The 19,187-nt window shown below is 72.1% G+C and carries 17 protein-coding genes; 8 read left to right on the top strand and 9 right to left on the bottom strand.

The genetic code is table 11. From position 1 onward, the window contains the following. Positions 1–13: 13 nt before the first annotated feature. Complete coding sequence (locus tag QFZ74_RS13830) at positions 14–451, bottom strand: MarR family winged helix-turn-helix transcriptional regulator (RefSeq protein WP_307621127.1); 438 nt, start codon at positions 449–451, stop codon at positions 14–16. A gap of 139 nt (positions 452–590) precedes the next feature. Between QFZ74_RS13830 and QFZ74_RS13835 the strand changes: the two genes are divergently transcribed. After that, positions 591–779: a ribbon-helix-helix protein, CopG family gene (locus QFZ74_RS13835; RefSeq protein WP_307624144.1), complete on the top strand. Its 189-nt coding sequence runs from the start codon at positions 591–593 to the stop codon at positions 777–779. Between the two features lie 40 nt (positions 780–819). Here QFZ74_RS13835 and QFZ74_RS13840 read toward each other — a convergent pair whose 3' ends face one another. Next, the gene (locus QFZ74_RS13840; protein WP_307621128.1) at positions 820–2,271 is read right to left on the bottom strand and encodes an NCS2 family permease; all 1,452 of its coding nucleotides are present in this window, start codon (positions 2,269–2,271) and stop codon (positions 820–822) included. Positions 2,272–2,453: 182 nt separating this feature from the next. Here QFZ74_RS13840 and QFZ74_RS13845 point away from each other — a divergent pair, with 182 nt between their 5' ends. Next, positions 2,454–2,738, top strand: a complete 285-nt coding sequence (locus tag QFZ74_RS13845) for a DUF2530 domain-containing protein (protein WP_307621129.1) — start codon at positions 2,454–2,456, stop codon at positions 2,736–2,738. Between the two features lie 108 nt (positions 2,739–2,846). Next, positions 2,847–5,243 carry an HAD-IC family P-type ATPase gene (locus tag QFZ74_RS13850; RefSeq protein WP_307621130.1) on the top strand — a complete coding sequence of 799 codons (2,397 nt, stop codon included), beginning with the start codon at positions 2,847–2,849 and terminating at the stop codon, positions 5,241–5,243. Between the two features lie 21 nt (positions 5,244–5,264). Here the strand turns inward: QFZ74_RS13850 and QFZ74_RS13855 are convergent, their stop codons facing one another. The 4 genes from QFZ74_RS13855 to QFZ74_RS13870 all read right to left on the bottom strand — a co-directional run bounded on the left by QFZ74_RS13855 (position 5,265) and on the right by QFZ74_RS13870 (position 12,517). Continuing rightward, on the bottom strand, positions 5,265–6,095 hold the full coding sequence (locus tag QFZ74_RS13855) for a hypothetical protein (protein ID WP_307621131.1): 831 nt from the start codon (positions 6,093–6,095) through the stop codon (positions 5,265–5,267). Positions 6,096–6,332: 237 nt separating this feature from the next. Then, positions 6,333–7,265: a hypothetical protein gene (locus QFZ74_RS13860; protein WP_307621132.1), complete on the bottom strand. Its 933-nt coding sequence runs from the start codon at positions 7,263–7,265 to the stop codon at positions 6,333–6,335. Positions 7,266–7,446: 181 nt separating this feature from the next. Continuing rightward, positions 7,447–10,596: a sacsin N-terminal ATP-binding-like domain-containing protein gene (locus QFZ74_RS13865; protein WP_307624145.1), complete on the bottom strand. Its 3,150-nt coding sequence runs from the start codon at positions 10,594–10,596 to the stop codon at positions 7,447–7,449. Positions 10,597–11,590: 994 nt separating this feature from the next. Continuing rightward, positions 11,591–12,517: a DUF3027 domain-containing protein gene (locus tag QFZ74_RS13870; RefSeq protein WP_307621133.1), complete on the bottom strand. Its 927-nt coding sequence runs from the start codon at positions 12,515–12,517 to the stop codon at positions 11,591–11,593. A gap of 382 nt (positions 12,518–12,899) precedes the next feature. Here QFZ74_RS13870 and QFZ74_RS13875 point away from each other — a divergent pair, with 382 nt between their 5' ends. The 4 genes from QFZ74_RS13875 to QFZ74_RS13890 all read left to right on the top strand — a co-directional run bounded on the left by QFZ74_RS13875 (position 12,900) and on the right by QFZ74_RS13890 (position 16,549). Continuing rightward, complete coding sequence (locus QFZ74_RS13875; RefSeq protein WP_307621134.1) at positions 12,900–14,324, top strand: MFS transporter; 1,425 nt, start codon at positions 12,900–12,902, stop codon at positions 14,322–14,324. Positions 14,325–14,387: 63 nt separating this feature from the next. Continuing rightward, complete coding sequence (locus QFZ74_RS13880) at positions 14,388–14,858, top strand: DUF2771 domain-containing protein (protein ID WP_307621135.1); 471 nt, start codon at positions 14,388–14,390, stop codon at positions 14,856–14,858. A 55-nt stretch (positions 14,859–14,913) separates the two neighbouring features. Continuing rightward, on the top strand, positions 14,914–15,645 hold the full coding sequence (locus QFZ74_RS13885; RefSeq protein WP_307624146.1) for a futalosine hydrolase: 732 nt from the start codon (positions 14,914–14,916) through the stop codon (positions 15,643–15,645). Further along, the gene (locus QFZ74_RS13890; protein ID WP_307621136.1) at positions 15,635–16,549 is read left to right on the top strand and encodes a 1,4-dihydroxy-6-naphthoate synthase; all 915 of its coding nucleotides are present in this window, start codon (positions 15,635–15,637) and stop codon (positions 16,547–16,549) included. Before QFZ74_RS13885 ends, QFZ74_RS13890 begins: the two co-directional genes overlap by 11 nt. Positions 16,550–16,577: 28 nt before the next feature. On the opposite strand, the gene QFZ74_RS13895 is transcribed toward QFZ74_RS13890, so the two are convergent. Beyond that, positions 16,578–16,961 (bottom strand): cold-shock protein, encoded by a 384-nt coding sequence (locus tag QFZ74_RS13895; RefSeq protein ID WP_307621137.1) that lies wholly within the window; start codon positions 16,959–16,961, stop codon positions 16,578–16,580. Positions 16,962–17,125: 164 nt separating this feature from the next. On the opposite strand from QFZ74_RS13895, the gene QFZ74_RS13900 reads away from it, so the two are divergent. After that, positions 17,126–17,377: a hypothetical protein gene (locus tag QFZ74_RS13900; protein WP_307621138.1), complete on the top strand. Its 252-nt coding sequence runs from the start codon at positions 17,126–17,128 to the stop codon at positions 17,375–17,377. Here QFZ74_RS13900 and QFZ74_RS13905 read toward each other — a convergent pair. Then, on the bottom strand, positions 17,353–17,988 hold the full coding sequence (locus QFZ74_RS13905) for an HAD family hydrolase (protein ID WP_307621139.1): 636 nt from the start codon (positions 17,986–17,988) through the stop codon (positions 17,353–17,355). The two genes, QFZ74_RS13900 and QFZ74_RS13905, sit on opposite strands and share 25 nt — an antisense overlap. An 81-nt stretch (positions 17,989–18,069) precedes the next feature. Further along, positions 18,070–19,020 (bottom strand): hypothetical protein, encoded by a 951-nt coding sequence (locus tag QFZ74_RS13910; RefSeq protein ID WP_307621140.1) that lies wholly within the window; start codon positions 19,018–19,020, stop codon positions 18,070–18,072. Between the last annotated feature and the right edge of the window lie 167 nt (positions 19,021–19,187).

The following is a 19,187-nucleotide window of genomic DNA, read 5'->3' on the forward strand; positions in this document are numbered from 1 at the left end:
CCTCAGTGGCTGCTTACAGATGTGCGAGCTTCTCCAGCACGGGGGCGGCGGCGCGGAGTTTCGCCCACTCGTCCTCGTCGAGGCCATCGACCAGACCGGCCAGGAACGCGTTGCGCTTGCGCCGGCTCTCCTCGAGCATCGCCTCGGCCTGCTCGGTCTGCGTGACGACCTTCTGGCGCCGGTCCTCCGGGTGCGGCTCCAGACGGACCAGCCCCTTGGACTCGAGCAGTGCCACGATGCGGGTCATCGACGGCGGCTGCACGTGCTCCTTGCGGGCGAGTTCGCCCGGGGTGGCCTTTCCGCAGTTCGACAGTGTGCCGAGCACCGACATCTCGGTCGGGCTCAGCGACTCGTCGACCCGCTGGTGCTTGAGCCGGCGCGACAGGCGCATCACGGCGGAGCGGAGGGCGTTCACGGCGGCGGCATCGTCGCCATGCGTAAGGTCCGGCATGTCTTTAGAGTAACTCATTACCCTCTCTAAGGACCACTCGGGGCATGTCCTGATCATGCACCGGACAGCACACAGTCACCCATATGAGTGAGGAGGCTCCGGAAAGCGACACACCGGACGACCGGATATGGCGACCCTCATAGCCATGGGGACCAGCGTGCTCAGTCTGCGGATAGACGGGGAGCTGCTCGACCGGCTCCGACACCATGCGGCCAAAAGAGGAATGAGCGTCCAGGACTATGTGGTCCGGACGCTCATTCGGGACGACTTCGACGAGCGGTTCCAGGCCGCCGTCGAGGAGACGGAGAAGTTCTACGGGGTCACGTGAGCGCGGCTCACGTGCGGCCGGCTCGGGCCGGCGGCCCCGCTCAGGTGAGGCCGAGGGCCGGCATCAGGTAGTAGAAGGTGAACACGGCGGCGACGACGTACATCGCCACCGGGATCTCGCGGCCGCGGCCGACGGCCAGGCGCAGCACCACGAAGGTGATGAAGCCCATGCCGATGCCGTTGGTGATCGAGTAGGTGAACGGCATCATCACCATGGTGACGAAGGCCGGGGCCGCGATCGTGAAGTCGCTCCAGTCGATCTCCTTGACCGAACCGGCCATGATCAGGAAGCCGACGGCGACCAGTGCCGGGGTGGCCGCCTGGGCCGGGACCATCGTGGCGACCGGCGTCAGGAACAGCGCCAGGGCGAAGAGCGCGCCGGTGACGACGTTGGCGAAGCCAGTACGGGCTCCCTCGCCGACACCCGCGGTCGACTCGACGAAGCAGGTGTTGGCGGACGCGGAGCCCGCGCCACCGGCGGCGACGGCGATGCCGTCCACGAAGAGGACCTTGTTGATGCCGGGCATCTGGCCCTCGGCGTCGGTCAGCTTCGCCTCGTCGCTGACGCCCATGATCGTGCCCATGGCGTCGAAGAAGCTGGACAGCAGGACGGTGAAGACGAACAGGACGCCGGTCAGCACGCCGACCTTGCCGAAGCCGCCGAAGAGGCTGACCTGGCCGAGCAGGCCGAAGTCCGGGGTGGAGACGGGGTTGCCCGGCCACTCCGGAACGGTCAGGCCCCAGGAGGGCACGTGGGCGACGGCGTTGACGATGCCCGCGAGGACGGTCATCGAGACGATCGAGATCAGGATCGCGCCGGGGACCTTGCGGACGATGAGCGCGAGCGTGAGCAGGACGCCGAGGATGAAGACCAGGACGGGCCAGCCGCCCAGGTGACCGTCGGCGCCCAGCTGGAGCGGGACGGTGGTGTGGGCGACGTCCGGGATCCGGCTGACGAAGCCGGAGTCGACGAGTCCGATCAGCATGATGAACAGGCCGATGCCGATGGCGATGGCCTTGCGCAGGCCGTACGGCACGGCGTTCATCACGCGTTCGCGCAGGCCCGTGGCGACGAGCAGCATGACGACGAAGCCCGCGAGGACGACCATGCCCATCGCGTCGGGCCACGACATCCGCGGCGCGAGCTGGAGCGCGACGACGGAGTTCACGCCGAGGCCGGCGGCGAGGGCGATCGGCACGTTGCCGATGACGCCCATCAGGAGGGTGGTGAACGCGGCGGTGATGGCCGTGGCCGTCACAAGCTGCGCGTGGTCGAGCTGATGCCCGTACATGTCCTTCGCGCTGCCCAGGATGATCGGGTTCAGCACGATGATGTACGCCATCGCGAAGAAGGTGGCGACACCGCCTCGGATCTCACGGGGGAGGCTGCTGCCCCGCTCGGAGATCTTGAAGAAACGGTCGAGGGCGCCGTGAGTGGGCGCCTTCCCCGGCTGCTCCGGGGCAGGAACCTTGGCGGATGCCGAGGCGGACATGCGGAACCTCATCACCAACGGGGCTCCCCCCGGTCCGCGTTGGAGTTTCATACGAAGGGAAGTGGTCAGAGACAAACGGTTTCAGTATGAACGTATGAGCACGACTTCGCTAACTTCGCGCATGGATCTGGACGGGTCGTAAGGAAATCGGAACCTCCCGTAAAGCCTCGTAAGCTGTGCGCATGACGAAGTGGACCCCCAAGCACGAGGCACCGGAGCCCCTGGAAGGCCCCGTGGTCGCCACCATCACCGGCGGCACCGTCCTCTGGTTCGTCCTCTTCCTCGCCCAGCTCCCCTTCTACGGCTGGTTCGCCGACCACGGCCACGTCTGGTGGATCTGGACCTGCCTGGCCGGCGCCGGCCTGGGCCTGATCGGCATCTGGTACGTCCGCAAGCGCGACGCCGCGATCAGGCGGGCGGCTGCCGCCGACGAGACGCCGACGCGCTCGGAGGCGGACGTCAGCTGACGGCTGCCGCCGGACTCGGCCGACCGAGTCGGTTGGTGGGCGAGGCGGGCCGACCTCCCGGCGGGAGCCGTCAGGCGGGTGGGCCAAGGCGCACGTACCGTCGAAGGCATGACGCACATCGACGCGGGCGCCGAGTTGGATCCGGTGCACCCGGTCCCGCTGCCGTCGGCCCCGTCGAGCGGCCTGACCACCGCCGAGGTCGCGGAGCGCATCGCACGCGGTGAGGTCAACGACATCCCCGTCCGCTCCAGCCGCTCCCTGGCGGAGATCGTCCGCGCGAACGTCTTCACCCGGTTCAACGCGATCATCGGCGTCCTGTGGCTGATCATGCTGTTCGTCGCCCCGATCCAGGACAGCCTCTTCGGCTTCGTGATCCTCGCCAACACCGGCATCGGCATCGTCCAGGAGTGGCGCGCGAAGAAGACCCTCGACTCGCTCGCCGTGATCGGCGAGGCCCACCCCACCGCCCGCCGCGACGGCATCGCCCTCCAGGTCGCCACCAACGAGATCGTCCTCGACGACCTCATCGAGATCGGCCCCGGCGACAAGATCGTGGTGGACGGCGTCTGCGCCGTCGCCGACGGCCTGGAGATCGACGAGTCCCTGCTCACCGGCGAGGCCGACCCCGTCGTCAAGCACCGCGGCGACCCGCTCATGTCGGGCAGCTTCGTCGTCGCCGGCAGCGGCGGCTTCACCGCCACCAAGGTCGGCCGCGAGGCGTACGCCGCCCAGCTCGCCGAGGAGGCCTCCCGCTTCACGCTGGTCCACTCCGAGCTCCGTACCGGCATCTCGACGATCCTCAAGTACGTCACCTGGATGATGGCCCCGGCCGCCCTCGGCCTGGTCGTCACCCAACTGGTCGTGCAGCGCAACGACCTGAAGGACTCCCTCGCCCGCACCGTCGGCGGCATCATCCCCATGGTCCCGGAGGGGCTCGTCCTGCTCACCTCCGTCGCCTTCGCGATCGGCGTCATCCGGCTGGGCCGCAAGCAGTGCCTCGTGCAGGAGCTGCCGGCCATCGAGGGCCTCGCCCGCGTCGACACCGTCTGCCTCGACAAGACCGGCACGCTCACCGAGGGCGGCATGGACGTCACCGAGCTGCGGCCGCTCAACGGCTGCGACATGGGTTACGTCCGCCGGGTCCTCGGCGCGCTCGGCGAGTCCGACCCGCGCCCCAACGCCTCCCTGAAGGCGATCATCGCGGCCTGCCCGGACAGCGAGGAGTGGCGCTGTGTGGAGTCGCTGCCCTTCTCCTCCGCCCGCAAGTACAGCGGCGCCACCTTCAGCGAGGGCGACGGCGTGAGCAGCACCTGGCTGCTCGGCGCCCCCGACGTCCTGCTCACCGACGCCGACCCGGCCCTCGCCGAGACTGAGCGCCTCAACCAGCGGGGGCTGCGGGTCCTGCTGCTCGCCCGCGCCACCCGGGACCTGGACGACGCCGGCGTCACCGAGGACGCGGGCCCGGCCGCCCTCGTCGTACTGGAGCAGCGGCTGCGCCCCGACGCCGCCGAGACGCTGCGCTACTTCGCCGACCAGGACGTGAGCGCCAAGGTCATCTCCGGCGACAACGCGGTGTCGGTCGGCGCGGTCGCCGCCAAGCTCGGGCTGAACGGCCGGGCGGTCGACGCGCGCCGACTGCCCGCCGAGCCGCACGCGATGGCGGAGGCGCTCGCTGACGCCACCGTCTTCGGCCGGGTCACCCCGCGCAGGAAGCAGAACATGGTGGGCGCCCTGCAGTCGCAGGGACACACGGTCGCGATGACCGGGGACGGGGTGAACGACGTGCTGGCCCTGAAGGACGCGGACATCGGCGTCTCGATGGGCTCCGGCTCGGAGGCGACCCGGGCCGTCGCTCAGATCGTGCTGCTGGACAACAGCTTCGCCACCCTGCCGTCGGTGGTGGCCGAGGGCCGCCGGGTCATCGGCAACATCACCCGGGTGGCCACGCTGTTCCTGGTGAAGACCGTCTACTCGGTGCTGCTGGCCGTGCTGGTGGTGTGCTGGCAGGTCGAGTACCCGTTCCTGCCCCGGCACCTGACGCTGCTGTCGACGCTCACCATCGGCGTGCCCGCGTTCTTCCTGGCGCTCGCCCCCAACAAGGAGCGGGCGCGGCCCCACTTCGTGCGGCGGGTGATGCGGTACGCCGTCCCGGGCGGGGTGCTGGCCGGCGCGGCGACCTTCGCGACGTATCTGCTGGCCCGGCACTACTACACGGGCCCGGGCGCACTGGCCGCGGAGACGAGCGCGGCGACGCTCACGCTCTTCCTGATCTCGATGTGGGTGCTGGCGATCATCGCCCGCCCCTACACCTGGTGGCGGGTGGCGCTGGTGGCCGCGATGGGCGTGGCGTTCGTGTTCGTGCTGACCGTGCCCGCGCTCCAGGACTTCTTCGCGCTGAAGCTGGTGGGGGTCACGATGCCGTGGACGGCGGTGGCCGTCGCGACGGTGGCGGCGGTCGCCCTGGACTTCCTGTGGAAGTGGGTCGACCGCCGCTTTCCCGCGTGAGGCCGCCTGCGGCCTAAGGGCTTACTGCACGTCGACGTAGTCGGCGGAGGAGTTGACCGCCGGGGTCGTCGAGGTGCCGGCGAAGCTGAAGCGCCAGTAACCGTCGTAGTTCGCGGTGGTGGTGGCCTTCACGTTGCCGTACGAGTCCGACGTCACCGTCTTGATGGTGGTGTACGTGGTCGTACCCGCCTTCTCGAACTGGAGCTTGACCGACTGCTGGGTGTAGCCGGCGTACGCGTGCGTGTCCCAGTTGGCGCGGGTCAGCTTGCCGGTGGCGGTCAGGGTCTTGCCCTTGGCGACCGGCTCCGGGCCCGCGTTGACGGTGAGCTTGGAGTAGCGCTGGAGGAGGGTGGTGGCGAGGCCGCCCTGGTCCTTGAAGCCGACCTTGCTCATGTCGGGGTTCTGCTGGTCCTGGCCGTTGAAGGCGTAGGCCTCGGCGGCGGCCGTCCAGGTGCCGGGGTCGGAGTTCGTCAGCTCGTCGCCCGGGTAGACGTCGATGGTGCCCGTGCAGGTGGCGGTGGTCGACGTGACGACCGTGCAGGTGGCGAAGTCGTCGCCCTCCAGGGTCTTGCTCGGGTCCTCCAGCGAGCCCCGGTAGAGGATGGCGTCGCTGTAGAAGTCGGGCGCGGTGACGTCCACGTCGGAGCCGTGCGTCAGCGTGTACGAGTAGGTCGTGCTGACCTCGTTGGTGGTGCCGACCTTGATCGCCTTGGCGATCTGGAAGTTCGAGAAGCTGACGCTGCTCATCGTGTACGGGGTGCCGGTCTCACCCGCGGCCTGCGCAGCCGGAACGGCGAGGGCGGAGAGGGCCAGGGCGCCGGAGACGGCGGCCACGGTGGCTCGAATGCGCATGTACGTTCCCCTGATGGAGAAGGCTGGGCACGGGGCCCAGAGAATCGGCGAGTCTGTTGACTCACGCGATCAGATCCGCGACGCCGTCGACTGGTTGTACGCCGAAGACTCCGAACGGCCAGTCTTTGACCGTTGATTGCCAACCGATGACCGGAAGCGGAAGAAACGGTTCGACCCCGGAGCCGCGTGCGCGATTCCGGGGCCGGACACAGGACTGCTTGACGCAGTACGTGCTGCTTACTGCACGTCGACGAAGTCGGGGTAGGAGGTGACCGCCGGGGTGGTCGAGGTGCCCGCGAAGGAGTAGCGGTAGTAACCGTCGTAGCCCGCGGTGGTCGTGGTCTTCAGGTAGCCGGTGGAGTCCGACGTGATGGTCTTCAGCGTGGTGTAGCTGGTGGTGCCCTGCTTCTTGTACTGGAGCTTCACCGACTGCAGGGTGTAGCCCGCGTACGCGTGCTTGTCCCAGTTGGCGCGGGTGAGCTTGCCGGTGACCGTGATGGTCTTGCCCTTGCTCACCGGCTCCGGCGAGGCGTTGACCGTCAGCTTGGAGTAGCGCTGGAGCTTGGTGGTGGCGAGCCCGTCCTGGGTGGCGTAACCGACCTGGCTCCAGTCGGCGTCGGGGTCGTCCGGGTCCTGGCCGTTGTAGTCGACCGCCCAGCCGTCCGCCTTCCAGCTGGCGGCGTCCGCGTTGCTGAGCTCGTCGCTCGGGTAGATGTCGATCGTGCCCTTGCAGGTGGCGACGGTCGACGTGCTGTCGGTGCAGACCGGCCAGTCGTCACCGAACAGCATGTTGGACGGGTCGTCGTAGGAACCGCGGTAGATCTCGACGTCCATGTAGAAGTCGGGGTCGTTGACGTCGACGTCCGCCGGGTGCGTGACCGTGTAGGTCACCGGAACCGTCACCTGGTTGCTGATGCCCGCGACGATCGGCTTGCCGCTGTTGATCTTCACGTTGGAGAACGTGAGGTCCATCTCGTACGGCTCGCCGTCCGCGGCGGTGGAGCCGGTGAACGCGGTCTTCGACGAGGCGGCCTCGCGCGCGATCTGCGCGGTCTTGAGGATGTCGGCGCGGCTGGGCGAGGAGTCGCCGGCGGCCTGCGCGGCCGGAACGGCCAGGGCGGAGAGAGCCAGGGCGCCGGAGACGGCGGCCACGGTGGCACGAATGCGCATGCATTCCCCCGATGGGAGAAGGGGCCCCGCGGCGGCGGTCGTTCCTCGCGGCTCGTCGGCGCCACGGGGCCCAAGTGATGGTGGAGTCTGTTGACTCAGGTGATCAGATCTCCGACGGGAGTACTTGGTTGTACGGATGACAAAGATTTTGTGAGGGAATTATCGAGATCGGTACGGGGGTTCAGTCGAACCAGCGGTCCCGGGCCAGTTCCTCCGTGCGGGACGGGTCCTCCAGCAGCGCCGCGACCTCGAACCGGCGCGGCCACTGACCGGCCGCCCAGGCCAGCCCCGCGGCGACGCCTTCGAGGGTCGAGGCGTGCAGCACCCCGTCGTCGGCCAGCCGCCAGTCGATCTCCACGCCGTCGACGACGAGTTCCTCGTGCTCGACGTAGCGGTCGGGCGTGCGCGGGCCGAGCAGCACCCGCACCGGCTCCGGTACGTCGTGCTCGGTGCCGTCGGAGTCCACCCGGCCGGTGACGGACTCGCTCAGCCGCCGCACCTGGAACAGCTCCGCCAACTCGGCGGCCCGGGCGGGCCGTACGGGCAGCAGCGGGACGCCCTCGGTGAAGGGCAGCAGGTCGGGCGAGTCGACGACCACCGCGTCCGCCGCGTCGACGACCGTCACCCGCCCGTCGATCACCGCCCGCACCTCGTCCGGCAGGGTCACCTGTTCGGGGTCGACGTCGGCCAGCGCGCCGTACAGACCGTGCAGTTGGGCCGCGGTCACCGGGCGCTCGGGGTCGGCGAGCCGCTCCAGCAGTTCGGCGGCGCCGCCGGGCTCGTCGAGCAGCGCGGCGACGGAGGTCCGTACGCCGAGCGCGCGCAGCACCTGCTCGTCCTCGAAGCCGGTGGCGCCCGCCTCGTCGTACAGCCCGTGCAGCAGGGGGTCGCCGCCCGCGGCCAGCAGACCGGCGGGCCGGCGGCCGTCCAGGACGGGGTGCCCGCGCAGCCACCAGGCGGTGTACGGGCGTACGACCTCATGGGTGCCGTCGGGCAGCAGGATCCGCACCGGCTGGGTGAGCGCGTCGCGCAGCGGCGGCTGGGCGAGCAGGGCGAGGGCCTCGGGCCAGCGGTCGTCGTCGACGAGGTCGAGGTCGCGCACGGCGACGAGCTCGGTCGCGACCGGCGGTACGGGGCTGTCGGGGAAGCGGTCGAGAATGTCCTCGCACCACACGTCGACGGAGTCGAGCAGGCCCGCGTCGTCGGGCTCGGCGAAGTCGCCCTCGCGCGGCTCCAGTTCGTCCGGGTCGAGGACGACGTCCGTGGCGCGGACGAGGGCGAAGTCGGCGAGGACGCCGCACGCGGCCAGCGGCTGCTCACCCCACCGCTCGGCCAACTCGGCGTCCACGGACGCCAGTTCGTCCTCGCGGATGACCCGGGCGAAGGGGCTGCCGGGCAGCACCAGCTCGCCGGCGGGGGCGAGTTCGCCGTCCTCGTCGGGCAGCGCGAGGGCGCCGAGCCAGGGCTCGTCACCGGGTTCGAGGCCGGCGTCGCGGACGAGGGAGAGGACGGTGTCGGCCAGTTCCTCGGCGTCCGGGGCGTCCTCCTCCCAGAGCGCCCCGCCCTCGTCGTCCAGGGAGGCGGCGACGGCGGCGCGCACCTGCGGCGTGGTGAGGACGGCTCGCGGGGTCGCGGGCAGCGCGCCGAGCTTCTCCAGCAGCGGGTGGGTGGCGTCGGGGTGCGCGACCTTCAGTCCGAGCCGGGCGAGGACCTCCGGGTCGAGGCCGGCGGAGTCCGGGGTGGGGAGCAGGACCTGGCGCGGGCCGATCGTCGTACGGCGGTCGGCCAGCGGCACGGGCAGGCCGGACAGCCGGTCCGGGTCCACGCCGGCGAGGCTGTCGTAGAGCCGCCACCACCAGTCGGCGTCCTTCTCCAGCCCGGCCAGGCGGTCGATCGCGTCGGCGAGCGAGAGGCGGCCGACGCCGAGCGTGCGCAGTTCGGGGCGGCGTTCGAGACCGGCCGGCAGGAGGGTGGGCAGCACCTCGGCGAGGACGCGGACGGTGTCGTGGCCGGCACCCTCGACGACCTCGGCGTCCCGCGGGCGCAGGGCCTCGGGCAGGTCGGCGTCGTGGCCCTCGGCCACCACGGCGGGCGGCAGGAAGGCGGTGCGCGGCAGCCGCTGGAGGATCGCCTGCCGCAGCGCCCCGTCGAGCTCGCCCTTGCCGAGCGGGCCCGGTACGAGGTCGATGATGCCGTCGGTCACCGGGCGCCAGTCGGCGAGGAGCCCGGCGTACGCGTCCGCCGCGCGCTGCACCAGGAAGTCGGTGAGCGGGCCGGGGGCGGCGTGGCGGCGGGTGGAGTCGAGCGGGAAGGAGGCGATGAGCAGGGCGGGGATGCCAAGGGGCTCGTCGCTGGGGGTGGGGGCGTGGACGACGGGGGTGGTGCGCGGGCGGGCGGGGGTGCCGTCCGGGTCGGGCACCGCCCAGGTGACCGACCAGTGCGGGCGCAGCCGCTCCTCGAGCGGGCGGTCGGCGAGCAGGTCGGGGGTGAGCGGGCCGTGCGCGGTGGCCGTACGCCAGCGGGTCGTGCCGTCACGGGAGTCCGCTACGACGGTGAAGGCGCCGTCGGTGTGCCGGCGCAGCGTGCGGGGCTCCTCGCCGTTGATCTCGACGACCACTTCCTCCAGGCCGGGCAGGGCGAGGAGGAGGGCGTCGTCGACGGCGTGCAGGAGCCGTTCGGCGAGGTCGGTGGCGGCGGTGTCGCGCAGCGGGAGGATGACGACCGTGTCGTACGGGTCCGGGGCGGTGCCCTCGGCGGCGAACGGGAGACGGAGGAGGGGGACGTGCCCGTCGCGCCGTCGGACCTCGTCCCCCAGGCCCGGGCTGTGGCGGGCGGTCTCGGCGGCCAGTTCGCGGGCTTCGGCGAGGGACCAGCGGACGCCGCCGTGCCGGCCGACGACGGCGGGCTCGTCGGTGACGGCGAGGACGGCGGCGAAGCCGACGCCGAAGCGGCCGACGGTGGCGTGGGGCTGCGGCTCGTGCTGCGGCTGCGGCTGGGTGTCGCGCTTCGCGGAGGCGCGGAGGGTGGAGAGCGACTCGACGCCGACGGCGTCCAGCGGGGCGCCGGTGTTGGCGGCGAACAGGACGCCGTCGCGGAGGGTGAGGCGCAGCCGGCCGGGGACATGGGCGCGGGCGGCGGCGTCGGCGGCGTTCTGGGCGAGCTCCACGACGAGGCGGTCGCGGTAGCCGCCGAGGACCAGGTCCTCCTCGGCGTTGGCGTCCTCGCGGAAGCGGGCGGGGCTGGTGGCCCAGGCGTCGAGGACCCCGCGACGCAGACGTGCCGTTCCGAAGGGGTCGGCTCCTTCGGCCGCGGGCCGCACGAACTTGCTCACGTTCACCTCTTCATGGTCGCGTGTCGATGACCGTACCGTGCCACTGCGCTCGGCCCACCCACCCGGCCGGTCGGCCGTGCGGTGCCCCCCTGGGGCTGCGCCCCAGACCCCGGACCTTTCTTGCCCACCCACCCGACTCGGCCGGCTGAACAGGAACCACCCCAGGGCTCGGCCCCAGACCCCGCCTCGCCTCGCCCACCCACGACTCGGTTGGCTCGGCAGGAACCCTCCCGGGGCTCCGCCCCCTGCACCGCGCCCCTGGGGGCTTGCCCGACTCGGTGACTGAACGCGAACCCCTCGGTACCCCTGCGGGTTGGGGCGCTCGACTCGGTTGGCCGGATGGGGGACCTTCCCGGGGCTTCGCCTCCAGCACCCGCCGGGATCCCAGGACTCCGCATCCAACAGCCCTGCGGGGTGGGTGCCCACGGTTGGCCGATGCGAACCGCCCCGCGGGCCCCGTCCCGAACCTCGGCGGAGGCCCTGCCTCGAACGCCTGTGCGGGATGGGTGACCACGCTTGGCCGGATGCGAACCCCCAGGGCTCCGCCCCCGATCCCTGCGAGGGCTCCGCCCCCTCACCTGCGGGATGAGCCCCAACTCGGTCAGCCGGGTGCAATCCGCCCGGGCCTCGCCCCTACCCCGGCGCAGGCCCCACCCCCAGCGCCCTCTAACGGGATGGGTGCCCGATTCGGTTGACCGGATGGGAACCCTCCCGGGCTCCGCCCCGAACGCCCCCACCCTGCGGGGCAGGCCGCCCGCCTCAGTCAGCCGGATGCAAACCCCCAGGGCTCCGCCCCCTGCACCCCGAGGCGTGGGTTGCTCGCCTCGGTTCACCCACCCCCCGGCTGCCGACAGAGCGGGCGTCACCCACCCCCCTCCAGCCCGTCCGGCGTTTGAGGACGAGGCCGTTCAGGCCGATGGGCGGGGGCTGAGGGCGGCAGCCCCGGGGGGTAGGGGGGCCAAGCCGCACAAGTAACCGCTCAGCCCGCGGAGCGCTACGCGTGGCCCAGTTCCGCCGTGTCGTCGTCGCTCGTCGTCGGTACCGAGCCCGAGTCCTGGGACGGGCGGAGGGGGAAGGGGTCGAGCCTGGTCTCGTCGATGACCGGGGCCGGGGGCTGGGGCGGCTTGGGCATGACGGCGGCCTCGGAGTGGGCGCCGCAGCCGTAGGCGAGGGAGACCACGCGGCCGTCCGCCGGGGAGAACTCGTTGGCGCAGATGCCGAAGGCCTGGCCGATGGAGCCGCCGAGGGGGACCAGGAAGGCGCAGCTCACGCAGGGCGCGGGGGCCGCCTGGGCCATGGGCGTCGTGGGGCCGAACGCGTCCTCCCAGCGGTCGGCGGCGATGCGCAGGCCGTAGCGGGACAGGACCCGGGCCCGGCGCATGCCGAGTTCCTCCGCCACCGACGCGATCGAGCCGCGGGCCGGCAGCGCCGGGAGCGTGGCCGGGGCACCCGGCGTGACCTCGGCGTCCTCCGCCTCCGCCAGCTCGGTCATCTCGCGCGACACCACGGCGTTCGGCGGCGGCTCGTCCTCGCCGGTGTAGCCGGGCTCCAGGCGCAGGTCCTCCGCCTGGGTGGGCAGCAGGTCGCCGGGGCCGAGGTCGCCGGGGCGCAGACGCTCGCTCCACGGCACCCATTCGGGGGCGAGGAGGGCGTCGGGGCCGGGCAGCAGGACGACCTCGTCGAGCGTCACGATCTTCGCGCGGGAGGCGCGGGTGACCGTCACGGCCCAGCGCCAGCCCCGGTAGCCGAACTCCTTGCACGCGAAGAAGTGCGTGACGACACGGTCGCCCTCCGCCACCGTGCCGATGTGCTCGCCGACGACGCCGGGCGCGGCGGCCTCCTCTGCCGCGGCGCGGGCGAGGTCAACCGCCTCGGCGCACAGGCGGTCGGGGGTGCGGCTTCGCGTTGTCGCTGCGCTCACAGGTATCGCTTCTCTCCTACGCCGTCTCACGAGTGCGCCCCTGTGACGAGGACGAGGCGGACGGAGCGGACCTGAGGGCCGCGTCGACGTCCGCACCCGATCGCGCTCGGGCGCACCTACGCCATCCATTCTGCGGGATGGCCGAGAGGCGCGCGGCCGAGAACGTTCGCCACGGCGCGCTACGCACGCTACCTGTTCACCGGCGTTCGGCCTACACCGACGGGTCGGTTCGCCGCAGTGCGGTGATCTTTTCTCACTGCCCGTGACGGTGCACCGCACACCGAAAGCCACCCGGTTCCGCCCGCTTCGCACCCTCGCCGGGCCCGACTCGCTCCCCCGCAAACCGCACTAGGCACAGGTATCTCGGGGCACTATGAACGTCGTGGCAGCCGCGAGGTCGCCCCTGCGTGCCGCCGGCGGCGGTGCGGGCAGGGTGAACAGGCGAGGTGGCGGTGCGGGCCGCGTTGGCGGTGCCGTCCGTGCGGTGGGGCGTGCCCTGCACCTTCCGCTCACCGGCACGGCCCGCGGGATCCGCAAGGCCACGCACGCGCACGGCGCCGGGGAGTCGGGGCTCGGCAAGCTGATCGAGCTGCACGCCGTCAACGGCGCCGGCGACGTCATGATCACCGTCGCGCTCGCCTCCACGGTGTTCTTCTCGGTGCCGACGGACGAGGCGCGCGGCCGTGTCGCGCTCTACCTCGCCATCACCATGGCGCCGTTCACCGTCCTCGCCCCCGTGATCGGCCCCCTGCTCGACCGGCTGCCGCACGGCCGGCGCGCCGCGATGGCCGGCGCCATGCTCGCCCGCGCGCTGCTCGCGCTGATCATCTCGGGCGCGGTGGCGAGCGGCGGCCTGGAGCTGTACCCGGCCGCGCTCGGCGTGCTCGTCGCCTCCAAGGCGTACGGGGTGGTCCGTAGCGCCGTCGTGCCCCGGCTGCTGCCGCCCCGGTTCTCCCTCGTCAAGGCGAACTCCCGGGTCACGCTGGGCGGACTGCTCGCCACGGGCATCGCCGCGCCCGCCGCCGCGGGGCTCCAGGCCGTCGGCCCCCGCTGGCCGCTCTACGGCGCCTTCGTCATCTTCGTCGGCGGTACGGTCCTGTCCTTCTCCCTGCCGCCGAAGGTCGACTCCGCCAAGGGCGAGGACACCGCGCTGCTCGCCGCCGACGAGCAGCATCTGCACGGGCCGCAGCGCAGGGCGCCGAAGCGTCCGGGGCTGCGGACCGTCGGGACGGCCGTCACCCACGCGCTCGGCGCCAACGCCGCCCTGCGCTGCCTGTCCGGGTTCCTGATCTTCTTCCTCGCGTTCCTGCTGCGCGAGCACCCGCTCGCCGGCCAGAGCGCGGCGCTCTCCCTCGGGATCGTGATCGCCGCGGCCGGCACGGGCAACGCGCTGGGCACCGCGGTCGGGGCGTGGCTGCGCTCGCGGGCTCCGGAGATCATCATCGTGACCGTGGTCGCGGTGGCGCTGGGCACGGCGGTCCTCGCGGCGGTGTTCTTCGGGGCGTTCCTCGTGGCGTGCCTGGCCGCGGTCGCCGGGTTCGCGCAGGCGCTGGCCAAGCTGTCCCTGGACGCGCTGATCCAGCGGGACGTGCCGGAGCAGGTCCGTACGTCGGCGTTCGCGCGCTCCGAGACGCTGCTGCAGATGGCGTGGGTCTTCGGCGGCGCCATCGGCATCGTGATGCCGCTGATCGGCCCGCTGGGGCTGGCGGTGGCCGCCGCGATCGTCGCCGCCGGCTGGCTGACCACCCTGCGCGGGCTGCTGAGTTCCGCCCGGCACGGCGGCCCGGCCCGGCCGCGAGTGGCGTAACGAACCGGGCACGTCTCACCCCACCTGGAGGGCGTGCCGAAGGCGCCCGATAGCCTTCGCCCCATGACCTTGCGATCCGCACCGCGACGCCGCCGCGCCGTCGCCGCCGCCGGCGCCGTTTCCGCCGGACTGCTCGTCCTTTCGGCCTGCGACCAGCCGACGCCGATCTCGACGATCACCGTCGGCTCGAGTTCGGTCAACTCCGAGGCCACCTGCTACGACGACGGCGCCGACCTCAAGACGGCCGACCTCGCGAAGTGCCTGAAGAGCACCGACCTCGCCTCCATCAAGGTGGACCCGGACGAGACCGTGCGCTTCGGCGTCGACCCGGCGATCGCGGACAGCGGCTGGACCATCCTGATGAACGGTCAGCCGCTCACCGACTCCAGCAAGAAGACGTACCGCACCATCCCGGGCAGCGTGTTCTTCAACGCCCAGTACGGCGCGCAGGGCAACACCACCACGGTCTCCATCAAGGAGGGCGAGAAGACCGTCAAGGGTCTGTGGTCCTTCAAGTTCGAGAAGGATGCCTGACACGTTCTCCGTTGGGGTATCCCCTGCTCGAGCGAAGTCGGGAGCTTGGGGAAGCATCCTGGTAGCCACCGCGGTCCCCGCCGAACGGGACGCGGTGGCTCGGGCGTTCGCGCGGCCGGTGCGTGAGCTCCCGCTTCCCGGGGCGATCCTGCACCGGATCACGCTCGCCGACGAGCGGGGAAGCGGCGGCCGGCTCGTCATCGACCTGCTCGCCGCCGGGGTCGGGCCCGCGCTCGCCGCGGCCTCCACCGCGACCGCCCTGACCGCCGCCGCCCTCGACGGCGCCCCCTACGACCTGGCCGTCTCCGCCGGGATCGCCGGCGGTTTCCAGCCCGAGGCGCCGGTCGGCTCCCTCGTCGTCGCCGACGAGATCACCGTCGCCGACCTGGGCGCCGAGACGGCCGACGGCTTCCTGCCCGTCACCGAGCTGGGCTTCGGGACCGTCAGCCACCGTCCGCCCGAGGCGCTGGTGGCACAGGTGGCCGCCGCGACCGGGGCGCGCGCCGGTGCCGTCCTCACCGTCTCCACCGTCACCGGAACGGCCGACCGCGCGGCCGCGCTGCGCGCCCGTCACCCCGGCGCCCTGGCCGAGGCCATGGAAGGCTTCGGGGTGGCCGAGGCCGCGGCGGCGCACCGCGTGCCCGTGCTGGAGATGCGCGCGGTCTCCAACCCCGTCGGTCCGCGCGACCGCGCCGCCTGGCGCATCGGCGACGCCCTCGCGGCCCTCACCGAGGGGTTCGGGAAGATCGGGCCCGTACTGGAGAGTTGGAACACGCATGACCAGTAAGACCAGCAAGGCCAGTAAGACCGGTAAGGCCAGCAAGCCCCTGCAGATCGCCTACTCCCCCTGCCCCAACGACACCTTCGTCTTCGACGCCGTCGCCCACGGCCGCGTCCCCGGCGCGCCCGCGCTGGACGTGACGTTCGCCGACATCGACATCACCAACGGCATGGCCGAGCGCGGCGAGTTCGACGTGCTGAAGGTGTCGTACGCCGTCCTGCCGTACGTCCTCGACGAGTACGCGCTGCTGCCCTGCGGCGGTGCGCTGGGCCGGGGCTGCGGGCCGCTGGTACTGACGCGGGAGCCGGGGGCTGGGGGCACCTCCCACGCTTTCGGCAGTGGGGGACTCACGGGCCGTACGGTCGCGGTGCCGAGCGAGAAGTCGACGGCCTACCTGCTGTTCCGGCTGTGGGCGGCGGACACCCTGCCCGGCAGGGTCGGCGAGATCGTCGTCATGCCGTTCCACGAGATCATGCCCGCCGTGCGCGACGGCAAGGTCGACGCCGGTCTCGTCATCCACGAGGCCCGCTTCACGTACCAGAACTACGGGCTGCACAAGCTCGCGGACATGGGCGAGCACTGGGAGCGCACCACCGGGCTGCCGATCCCGCTGGGCGCGATCATCGCCAAGCGGTCGCTGGGCGAGGAGACGCTGAACCGGCTGGCGGCGTCCATCCGTACGTCGGTGCACGCGGCCTGGGACGACCCCGAGGCCTCCCGCCCGTACGTCATGGAGCACGCCCAGGAGATGGACCCGGCCGTCGCCGACCAGCACATCGGGCTGTACGTCAACGAGTTCACCTCGGCGCTCGGCGACGACGGCTACGCGGCGGTCCGGGGGCTGCTCACGCGTGCGGCGGCCGAGGGACTCGTTCCGCCCCTCGGACCGCAGGCACTGGATTTCCCCTGACGGGGGCTTGACGGGGGCTTGACAGGCCCTAAACGTCCAGCTGGTCGGCGACCGCGCGGAGCAGTCCGGCGATCTTCTTGCCCGAGGCCTTCTCGGGATAACGGCCCTTCTCGAGCATCGGCGTGATGTTCTCGAGGAGGGTCGTCAGATCCTGGACGATGGAAGCCAGTTCGTCGGGCTTCTTGCGCTGCGCGGCGGCGACCGAGGGAGTCGGGTCGAGAATCGTCACGGAAAGCGCCTGATCACCGCGCTGACCCGCGACCACTCCGAACTCCACGCGCTGTCCCGGCTTGAGTACGTCGACTCCGGCGGGGAGAACCGAGGAATGGACGAAGACGTCACCGCCGTCGTCGCGGGAGAGAAAGCCGAAGCCCTTCTCACTGTTGAACCACTTGACTTTGCCGGTGGGCACGTCTGTCCTCGTCCTCGTACTCGTCGGGAAAACTGCTCGGAAACCGCTCTGGATAGCACTGGGGCGGGTCGAGCACGACCCGCCGGTACCAAGGCTAATGGTCTTGGGGCCGGTGACAAGACGTCGCCCGCTTGTTCCTTCGCGCAGGGAACTACCCTGGTCCGGTGCGTGACAAAACCCAAACGAATTCCGCCGCGCCCGGTGACGGACTGATCCGTGCCGGTGTCGTCGTCTTCTTCATCGGCGCCGTGGCCACTCTCGTCACGGTGACCCCGCTGTTTCTCGGGACGACGCCTTTTCCGACGTACATGTTCGGCCTGAGCATGTTGATGGGGATCGGCTTCCTCATCGCCGGCGCGGGTGTGCTGCGCCAGATCTCGGCCGGGCGCCGTCAGGCGCGCGAAGCGGTGCGGTAGCCGTCCAGCCAGGCGGGGAACGCGGAGAGGTCGTCGAGGACGACGTCCGCGCCCGCGGCGCGCAGTTCGTCCGTGTCGCACGGGCCGGTGGCTACCGCCACGGACAGGGCGCCGGCGGTGCGGGCGCCGCGTACGTCGCCGATGTGGTCGCCGACGTAGATCCCGGCCCCGTGCTCGCGCAGCGCCTCCGCCTTCTGCTCGGCCCACAGGTCGCCGACGACCGCGTCGGGCTCGATGCCGAGGTGGGCCAGGTGCAGCTTGGCGTTCGGCTCGTACTTGGCGGTGACGACGATCGCCCGCCCGCCGGCCTCCCGCACCGCGTCGACCGCCTCCCGGGCGCCGTGCATCGCGGGCGTCGCGGCGACGGCGTACGCCGGGTACATCTCGCGGTACTGGTCGGCCATGGCGGGGATGCGCTCGGCCGGGAACCAGTGCGCCAGCTCCTCGGCGAGCGGCGGCCCGAGCCGGGTCACCGCCAGGTCGGCGTCGATGTACGTCCCCGTCCGCGCGGACAGCTCCAGGTAGCAGGCGCGGATGCCGGGCCGGGAGTCGATCAGGGTCATGTCGAGATCGAACCCGACGGTCAGCGCACGAGGAGCCATATGGGCCATTGTGCCCAGGGCGTACGCCGTCCAGCCCGGACGGGGTTGTGACCTCGGCAACCCCGGCGCGCGGGGCGGGCTACCGCTGCACTACCGCTGCCGCTGGGAGCGCCAGACCAGGAACAGCGCCGAGGCGACCGCGGCGCCGCGCACCATCCACGGCCAGGTCTCGGTGAGGGCGGCGCTCATGTGTCCGGCGGCGACGGGGTCGCCCCAGCGGCCCTCGGTCCTGCCCCACAGCCAGGTCACGCCGGTCGCGACGGCGAGGCCCGGGATGCCCATCACGGCCAGCTTGGTCTCCGCCTGGGTGAGCCGGCGGGAGCCGTACGCGATGAGCCAGCCGAGCAGCAGCGCGAACCAGTTGCCGAGCACGGCCCCGGCGACCAGGGCGGCGGCGGCGAGCAGGAGCAGCGGGTTGGTCCAGCCCGTGACGGGCCGGGGCAGGGAGAGGCGGCGGCGCCGGGTGGGGGCGTCGGGCTCCGGAGCGGCCTCGACCGGGGCCTCTTCGCGGCGGGGCTCCTCGGGGTCGCTCTTCGGCGGCGGCGGCTTGAGCAGGTCGGCGATCTCCACGCCGCCGACGAAGCCCGGCACGTTCTCGCCGGGGCCGAGCGGGGTGGTGTCCACGCGCCACCAGTCGCCGTGCGCGCCACCGAGTTCGTCCTGTCCGGCGAGGTGCGGCGGCGAGGGCGCGGGGGCGCTCGGCTCGGCGGGGCGCGGGCGCGGCACGAACCGCTGGAGCCCCTTCGCCGGCGCGGGGCGGGGCGGTTCGGGCTGTACGGGGACGGAGGCGGCCGGGGCCTGCGGGGCAGCGGCGGTGCCGCTCGCGGCCGCGACGACCTCGTCCGGGGTGCCGAGGCCCGCCAGGATGCGGCGGACGGCGGCTGGGCTGTCGACGGTGGCCTTGGCCCGGCTCCGGTCGATCTCGTTCCGCAGCTCCGACACCAGCCGCATCCGGGTGGCCGACGGCAGCTGCCGCTGCTGAGCCACGTCGCCGACGCGGCTCAGGTACTCGTAGACGACCTGGTCGCTCTCAATACCCACGAAGTCCCCTCCGGGGCGCACGCGTTGTCACTCCGCCGCACGCTATCGCAGCCCACACCCACCTGTACCGCCCGCCGCCCGACGCAGACGCATGGGCGGCGGTGAACGATGCCCGGCGCGGCGGCCCCGGGCGGGAGGCCACGGGCAGGAGACCACCGACCGGCGCC

The organism is Streptomyces sp. V3I7 (genome assembly GCF_030817495.1).
Classification (GTDB): Bacteria; Actinomycetota; Actinomycetes; order Streptomycetales; family Streptomycetaceae; genus Streptomyces.